Consider the following 7,826-nt stretch of genomic DNA (forward strand, 5'->3'; position numbering starts at 1 on the left):
GGTGGTGCCCAACGGCTGCAGGAGTGCACCCATGCCGTGCGAGAAGAACGCGCCCCAGCCGTAGGGGAGATTTCCGGTGTCCACTGCCGCACCGCGGAAGAAGGCGAAGCTGAAGATCACCAGGAAGATCATGAACAGCACCAGCCAGGCGCCGCCGGTGTGTGAGCCGTAGAACCGGGACGCACGGCCGTACTCTTTGGGTTCGGAGCGCAGCCGGATGATCGCGAACGTTGTGATGCCGGCCAGCACGGCGAGCGCGATGAAGTCCTGCAGGAAGCCCAGCGCGTCCCACCGGCCGACAATCGGAATGTGGAAGTTCGGCACGAAAAGCGTCCCGTAGGCCTCGATGTAGACCGTGATGAGGATGAAAAAGCCCCACATCGTGAAAAAGTGCGCGAGACCCGGGATCGACCATTTCAGCAGCCGACGCTGGCCGAAGACCTCCGTGATCTGCGTCCAGATCCGGGTGCCCATGTCGTCGGTCCGGCCGGAGGCAGGCTGGCCGGACAGGGTGAGTTTGACCAGCCAGAGGACTCGGCGTAGTGCAAGCAAAGCGATGACCGCCGTCCCGCCCAAGCCGACGATCAACCTGATCAGCATCTGCGTGTGCACGAAGCCTCTCCCCAATATTCAGTGTTACTGACGGGTAACCAAATCCATGTTACCCGTCGGTAACTTAACTACCGCACCTGCTCAAGCCGCATAAGCATGCTCATAGTGACATCTTCGGCGGGGGTACCGCGACAAAGGTTGCCCTAACTTGGCTGTCGCCCGGCGCGGCGATCGGCCCATGAACGCGATGCGCAGGTCAGAAGTGCGGTATCGGAGGTATTGGGGGCAAATTGCTGCGCCACCAGTGACGCCGCGAAGGCTGCGGTGTCCACGTCTCGGTCGGCGCCGGCTCGACAGTGGTCTCCTCGGGCGACGTCGTCGTGGTGGGCGGTGTTGTCGATGGGCTCGTCGACCGAGTGGTCGACGTGGTCGACGCCGTCGTCGATGGTCGCGCCGGGACGGGAGTCGGGGCGCTGCCGCCGTTGCCCCGGGCCAGGATTACCAGGCCGTAGATGATGATCGCGATCAACACCACCACTGCCAGCCCCCACAGGGTCAGGCCCCACCGCCTGAGGTACCACGGGGGCTGGTCTCGGGCGACGCTGAAGCGCTCTGTTTGGTCACGATCCCACGGATAGCCGTCATACGGCGTCCGGTTGCCGTTCACGGCCAGGGCATCCAGCCGTGGTGGTGATGGTGATGGTGCTCGTCGTCGTCTGCTGTCGTCGTCGGCGTGGGCACGGTGGTGGCCGGTTCTGTCGTCGTGGGCGTCTCCGGCGGCGCGACGGGTTCGGTAGTCGGTGTCGGTGTCGGCGACGTCGGTGACGTGGTTGGAGAGGTCGGGGTTTGCGTCGTGCCGCCCTGGCCGCCGGTCTGGTCGGCGAACAGGTAAAACGCCAGACCGAGCAGCATGGCCACGAACAGGCCGATCACGACCAGAATGATCGGACTGCGGTACCAGGGTCCACCACCTTGCGGTGGTGGCGGGACGCCGGCACGGCTGTAGTCGTAAGAGCCGGTCGGCGCTTCGCTGGGATCGTCTGGAGGTCCGTAACCCGTCACTGATCTGATCCTAGTCGCGGTACGTGGCTGTGTGCAGCGGCAGTGGCTCAGAACCCGTGCGGAAGTGTAATCACCGTGTGCGGCAACGTGATTGTCGAAGGAACGTGTAGGTGATGGTGGTGATGTGGCGACTCGTCGGGCGCCGGAGAGTCGTCCGCCGGCGGCGGCGCCTCCGCCGATGTCTGCTCGGGACTCTCGGATGGCGGCGCTTCGGTGGTCGGCGGGGCGGTCGTCGTCAGTGACGGAGAGCCGGTGGACGACCGTGTCGGGATGGTCGACGACGTCTCTGGTGCCGGGATGTCGGTCCCGCCGCCACGTGCCAGCTTGACGATGCCGTAGGTCAGCAACGCCAGCAGCAGTGCGACCAGCAGCCCCCACAGGGCCAACATCACCCGATTGCGGTACCACGGATCTGGCGCACCATCGGATTCGGTCGCGTCCGGAATGCCCGCTGGCGCGCTTACCGCAACTCGCTGCTGCGTAGCGGCGGCGCCGTATTCGGCCATTTGGGTCGGCCAGTAGCTGGGGTCGTCCGGCGCGCCAGTCACACCCCGATGCTACGTCAGAGCTGTCGCCCGACTTCGTCGGCGAAAAGCTGCAGCTGATCGATGTCGGACATGTCCAGCAGCTGCAGATACACCCGCCGCAGCCCGATCTCGCCGTACGTGCCCAGCTGGTCGACGATCTGCGCCGGGGTGCCGGCCAGCGGAGAGTTCGACCGCAGCTCGTCGACTTCGCGCCCGATGGCGTCGGCCCGCTTGGCGATCTCGGCTTCGGTGCGACCGGCGCACACCACGAAGGCCGCGGAGTAGATCAGCGAATCGGCGGGCCGGCCGACCGCATCGACGGCCTCGCGAACCCGGTCGAACTGCGCCCTGAGGGTCTCGATCGGCGCGAACGGCACGTTGTACTCGTCGGCGAAGGTGGCGGCCAGCCGCGGCGTCTTCCTGGCGCCCGATCCGCCGATGATGATCGGCGGATGCGGCCGCTGCACCGGCTTGGGCAGCGCCGGCGAGTCGTTGACCGCGTAATGCGCGCCCGCGTAGTCGAACGTCTCGCCGACCGGCGCGGTCCACAGGCCGGTGATCAGCTCCAACTGCTCGGTGAGCCGGGCGAATCGCTCGCGCAGCGGCGGAAACGGGATCGCGTAGGCCAGATGTTCCTTTTCGAACCAGCCGGTGCCGAGCCCGAATTCGACTCGCCCGTTGCTCATGTCGTCGACCTGGGCCACCGCGATGGCCAGCGGACCCGGGTGGCGGAATGTCGCCGAGGTGACCAGCGTGCCCAACCGGATCGTCGAGGTCTCCCGCGCGATGCCGCCCAGAGTCACCCACGAGTCCGTCGGGCCGGGCAGCCCGTCACCGCCCATCGCCAAATAATGGTCGGAGCGAAAGAACGCGGAGTATCCGAGCGACTCCGCGGCCTGCGCCACCGCGAGTTGGTCGGAGTAACTGGCACCTTGCTGCGGTTCTACGAATACCCGAAAGTCCACGAGCGCAACACTAGGCGGCGTGTCGTCGCCTCGAGAAATGTTACCGGGCATCGGTCCTGCCCGTTGGGCGGGTTGGGCCCAGCAAAAGCGGCCGGCGCGACTTAGAAGGTGTCGACCTTCTCGATGCTGACGAACATGCCGTGGCCGGTGCGCTGGTTGGTGAATCGCGTGCCGCTCTCGGTGGCCGCGATCGTCCAACCGACTGCGTCGTAGGTCTTGTAGTCGATGGGCACCGTGGGAATGTCGCCGAGATTGCCCGCCACCCATTGCACTTCGCCGGCGGCGGTCACGTTGACGCCGTTGGCTTTTTCGCCGTCTGCCATCGGCGGATCGGTGAACGGCGCTTCGCAGCCCACGCTGTCACTGTCGATCTGGCAGCGGGTCTGGCCGGACTTGGTCTCGATGAACACCCGGCCGTTCGGGTCCGGCGCCAACGGGATGGCGCCCGCCGGCGGGGTACCGGGCGACGGAGCCGACGGCGCCGGTGCCGGGATCGATGGCTTGGCCTTGGGCAACGACGTTTCGGTGGGTCCCGCTCCCGGCGACGCGGTGGGGGTGCCAGGCGTCGTGGAATGGCATCCGCTGAGCAGCGCAGCACTCAACGCCAGGCCGACCAGTAGTCGACCGCCGGCGTGGGGGTGGACGTTGCGCGGGGACATCGCAGAAAAGCGTACGCACGACGCCGAGCAAGTGAGCGCAGTGACGCGCCCTTCGGGACCGTTCTACCGTGACAGCGGGCCTGTTCAGCCGCGGGTGAGCGGCCGCCGACCGGGACGGCAGCGCGGCGGCCGCTAGTCGCTGACGGTCAATGTCTGCGCCGCGGCGCCGAACATCGTCTGCTTGATGGCGCCCAGCGTGCCCTGGTCCTTGCCGTCGAGCGGGCGCAGCAGGTCCACGGCCGCGGCAGTGACGACGCCCTCGGTGGCGACGGCGTCGACAATGCCCAGGCTCGCCGCGTCGTCTCCGCCGAAGCGTCGCCCAGTGGTCATCGAGGCCACGGCGGCCCGCGGAGTCAGCTTGGCTTGGATCAGCGCGGCCATGCCGGGGGTGAACGGGATGCGGATGTCGACTTCGGGAAAGCAGAAGTAGCCGCGATCTGAGCGCATCACCCGGAAGTCGTGGGCGATCGCCAGCATCGCGCCGGCGCCAAATGCGTGGCCGACGACCGCCGCCGCGGTCGGAATCGGCAGGGTGAGGAACCGGGCCAGCATGGCCTGCACTCGTCCGACGTACCACGTCGTCTGATCGCCGTGTGCGGTCAGCCAGTCCAGATCGAGCCCATTGGAGTAGAACTTGCCGCTGCCGGTGGTGACCAGCCCGTGGGCGCCGGAAGCGACCAATTCATCGAGCAGGCTGTCCATTTCATCGAGAAACTCTGGCGAGAAACGGTTTTCGTCATCCCCGAGATCGAGGACGGCGATTTTCTCCTCGTGGGCCAGGCTGATGGTCACGTGTTTCCTTTCTGAAGAGGTGGTGGTCCGACGCGCCCGCCCTATTACTCTTGCGCCAGTTCGGCGACGTCAGGTGTCGGGCCGCCGATCCCGGACGCGCTGGCGACGCGGTCCCGCACCAGGAACCAGCCGCCGATCAGGGCGGGGACCGCCGCCACGAGCGCCGCGATCACCCAGGGCCCCTTCTCCGGATCGAGTGTCATCAGCACCAGCACGCCCACCAGGAACGTCAGCGTCAGGTAGCCGCTGTACGGCGCCAGCGGCATTCTGAAGTCGGGCCGGATCATGGTCCCGGCTTTCACCCAGTGGTAAAGCCGGAGTTGGCAGATCACGATCGTGGCCCACGCCGCCAGGACGCCGACCGCGGCGATGTTGAGCACGATTTCGAAGGCATCGCTGGGCTTGATCGCGTTGAGCGCGACGCCGAACAGGCCGATGACGGCGGTCAGCAGGATTCCGCCATAGGGCACACCGTTTTTCGACATCCGCGCGGTGAACTTCGGGCCGCTGCCGTTGACCGACATCGAGCGCAGAATCCGGCCGGTGGAATACAGGCCGGCGTTCAGGCTGGAGAAGGCGGCGGTGAGCACCACCAGGTTCATCAGCGAGTCGGCGCCGCTGAAACCGATGTAGGAGAAAAAGGTGACGAACGGGCTCTCGCCCCGCTTGTAGGCCGTGTAGGGCAGCAGCAGCGCCAGTAAAAGCACCGACCCGCAATAGAATACCGCGATGCGGGCGATCACCGAATTGATCGCCCGCGGCATGACCTTCTCCGGGTTCGCCGTTTCTCCCGCGGCTGTCCCTACCAATTCGACTGCGGCGTAGGCGAATATCACCCCGGAGGTGACGAGCACCAGCGGTAGCAGGCCGGTCGGCAAGAACCCGTCGTGGGTGGCCCACAGGGCGGGCCCGGTGGTCTTGCCGTCGATCTTGAACCGGCCGGCCAGGAAGACGATGCCGACGACCAGGAACGTCGTCAGCGCGACCACTTTGATCAGTGCCGCCCAGAACTCGAACTCGCCGAAGGCCTTTACCGATATCAGGTTGACCGACACCACCGCCGCCAGGGCGATGAGTGCGAGCGTCCACTGCGGGACGGCTTGGAAGGCGGTCCAGTAGTGGAAGTAGCTCGCGATCGCGGTGCTGTCCACGATGGCCGCCATTGCCCAGTTCAGGAAGTACATCCAGCCCGCGACGAAAGCCGCCTTCTCGCCGAAGAACTCGCGGGCGTAGGAGACGAACGAGCCCGACGCGGGGCGGTGCAGCACGAGTTCGCCGAGCGCGCGCAGGATCAAGAACACGAAGCCGCCGCAGATCCCGTAGACGAGGAACAAGCCGGGCCCGGCGGACGCAAGGCGGGCGCCGGCGCCCATGAACAGGCCGGTGCCGATCGCGCCACCAATCGCGATCATCTGCATCTGGCGGTTGCTGAGGTCGTGGTGATAGCCCTCGTCCTCGCGAGCGAACCGGGAGGATCCGCCCGCGACGGGACCGGGCGTGCTGGGCGGCGATGGCATCGAATTCCTATCGTCGTGGGGCAATGCTGCGGCACCGGGCACGACCGCTGAGGAGCTGGTTGGCGAAACTATCCCACGCTGTGATGTCCGCCTCAACCGTTGGGGAACAAACCCGGAGGCTACCCCGTTGAGCACATAGACAAGATTGAGTGACCTAGACTCAACAATGACTTGACAGCGGCGTACCGCCAGGGGCAAGGTTGAGTGCAGTTCGCTCAGCAGCGTAGTGCATACGAAGCTCGATTATCAGGAGGAACCAACTATGGCTCGTGCGGTCGGTATCGACCTCGGGACCACCAACTCCGTCGTCGCAGTTCTTGAGGGTGGCGACCCCGTCGTCGTCGCCAACTCGGAGGGCGCCAGGACGACGCCATCCATTGTGGCGTTCGCGCGCAACGGCGAAGTGCTGGTGGGTCAGCCCGCCAAAAACCAGGCAGTGACCAACGTCGACCGGACCATTCGCTCGGTCAAGCGGCACATGGGCACCGACTGGTCCGTAGAGATCGACGGAAAAAATTACACCGCTCAGGAGATCAGCGCCCGCACCTTGCAGAAGCTGAAGCGTGACGCCGAAAGCTACCTCGGTGAGGACATCGCCGACGCGGTGATCACCGTGCCCGCGTACTTCAACGACGCTCAGCGTCAGGCCACCAAGGAAGCCGGCCAGATCGCCGGCCTCAACGTGCTCCGGATCGTCAACGAGCCGACCGCGGCCGCGCTGGCCTACGGCCTGGACAAGGGCGAGAAGGAACAGACCATCCTGGTCTTCGATCTCGGTGGCGGCACCTTCGACGTGTCGCTGTTGGAGATCGGCGACGGCGTCGTGGAGGTCCGCGCGACCTCCGGTGACAACCACCTCGGCGGTGACGACTGGGATCAGCGCGTCGTGGACTGGCTGGTCGAGAAGTTCAAGGGCACCAGCGGCATTGACCTGACCAAGGACAAGATGGCGATGCAGCGGCTGCGGGAAGCGGCCGAGAAGGCCAAGATCGAGCTCTCCAGTTCGCAGAGCACCTCGATCAACCTGCCCTACATCACCGTGGATGCGGACAAGAACCCGCTGTTCCTCGACGAGCAACTGACCCGCGCGGAATTCCAGAAGATCACCCAGGATCTGCTCGACCGCACGCGGCAGCCGTTCCAGTCGGTGATCAAGGACGCCGGTATCGCGGTGTCCGAGATCGACCATGTGGTGCTGGTCGGTGGTTCCACCCGGATGCCCGCGGTGTCGGAGCTGGTCAAGGAAATGACCGGTGGCCAAGAGCCCAACAAGGGCGTCAACCCCGATGAGGTTGTCGCCGTGGGTGCCGCGCTGCAGGCCGGCGTGCTCAAGGGTGAGGTCAAAGATGTTCTGCTGCTTGATGTCACACCGCTGAGCCTGGGTATCGAGACCAAGGGTGGCGTGATGACCAAGCTGATCGAGCGCAACACCACCATCCCGACCAAGCGGTCGGAGACCTTCACCACCGCCGACGACAATCAGCCGTCGGTGCAGATCCAGGTCTTCCAGGGGGAGCGCGAAATCGCTTCGCACAACAAGCTGCTCGGCTCTTTCGAGTTGACCGGCATTCCGCCGGCTCCGCGCGGCGTCCCGCAGATCGAGGTCACCTTCGACATCGACGCGAACGGCATCGTGCACGTCACGGCCAAGGACAAGGGCACCGGCAAGGAGAACACGATCAAGATCCAGGAGGGCTCCGGCCTGTCCAAGGAGGAGATCGACCGGATGATCAAGGACGCCGAGGCGCACGC

At 65.7% G+C, this 7,826-nt stretch carries 8 protein-coding genes and 1 pseudogene; 1 reads left to right on the forward strand and 8 read right to left on the reverse strand.

Annotation, left to right across the window (positions count from 1 at the left end; all coding sequences use genetic code 11):
• From AC2VOG_RS18335 to AC2VOG_RS18370, 8 genes and pseudogenes are all read right to left on the reverse strand, one after another.
• Positions 1 to 612 (reverse strand): annotated as a pseudogene (locus tag AC2VOG_RS18335) (Fe-S oxidoreductase); the annotation flags it as partial.
• A 196-nt stretch (positions 613 to 808) separates the two neighbouring features.
• Positions 809 to 1,219, reverse strand: a complete 411-nt coding sequence (locus AC2VOG_RS18340) for a hypothetical protein (protein WP_486941261.1) — start codon at positions 1,217 to 1,219, stop codon at positions 809 to 811.
• On the reverse strand, positions 1,216 to 1,614 hold the full coding sequence (locus tag AC2VOG_RS18345; RefSeq protein WP_486941262.1) for a hypothetical protein: 399 nt from the start codon (positions 1,612 to 1,614) through the stop codon (positions 1,216 to 1,218). The genes AC2VOG_RS18340 and AC2VOG_RS18345 overlap by 4 nt, the downstream gene beginning before the upstream one ends.
• A 47-nt stretch (positions 1,615 to 1,661) precedes the next feature.
• Positions 1,662 to 2,162, reverse strand: coding sequence for a hypothetical protein (locus AC2VOG_RS18350; protein WP_486941263.1), 501 nt, complete (start codon positions 2,160 to 2,162; stop codon positions 1,662 to 1,664).
• Positions 2,163 to 2,176: 14 nt separating this feature from the next.
• Positions 2,177 to 3,106, reverse strand: coding sequence for an LLM class F420-dependent oxidoreductase (locus AC2VOG_RS18355; protein WP_486941264.1), 930 nt, complete (start codon positions 3,104 to 3,106; stop codon positions 2,177 to 2,179).
• Positions 3,107 to 3,207: 101 nt separating this feature from the next.
• Positions 3,208 to 3,765 (reverse strand): hypothetical protein, encoded by a 558-nt coding sequence (locus AC2VOG_RS18360; RefSeq protein WP_486941265.1) that lies wholly within the window; start codon positions 3,763 to 3,765, stop codon positions 3,208 to 3,210.
• 132 nt (positions 3,766 to 3,897) lie between these two features.
• On the reverse strand, positions 3,898 to 4,557 hold the full coding sequence (locus AC2VOG_RS18365; RefSeq protein WP_486941266.1) for an enoyl-CoA hydratase-related protein: 660 nt from the start codon (positions 4,555 to 4,557) through the stop codon (positions 3,898 to 3,900).
• A 44-nt stretch (positions 4,558 to 4,601) separates the two neighbouring features.
• A complete protein-coding gene (locus tag AC2VOG_RS18370) occupies positions 4,602 to 6,074 on the reverse strand; it encodes an amino acid permease (RefSeq protein ID WP_486941267.1) in 1,473 nt (490 codons plus the stop codon).
• Between the two features lie 262 nt (positions 6,075 to 6,336).
• Here AC2VOG_RS18370 and dnaK point away from each other — a divergent pair.
• Positions 6,337 to 7,826 (forward strand): molecular chaperone DnaK (gene dnaK / locus AC2VOG_RS18375; protein WP_486941268.1); only part of this gene is annotated, 1,490 nt, incomplete at its 3' end.

The organism is Mycobacterium sp. TH-M11 (assembly GCF_057473725.1).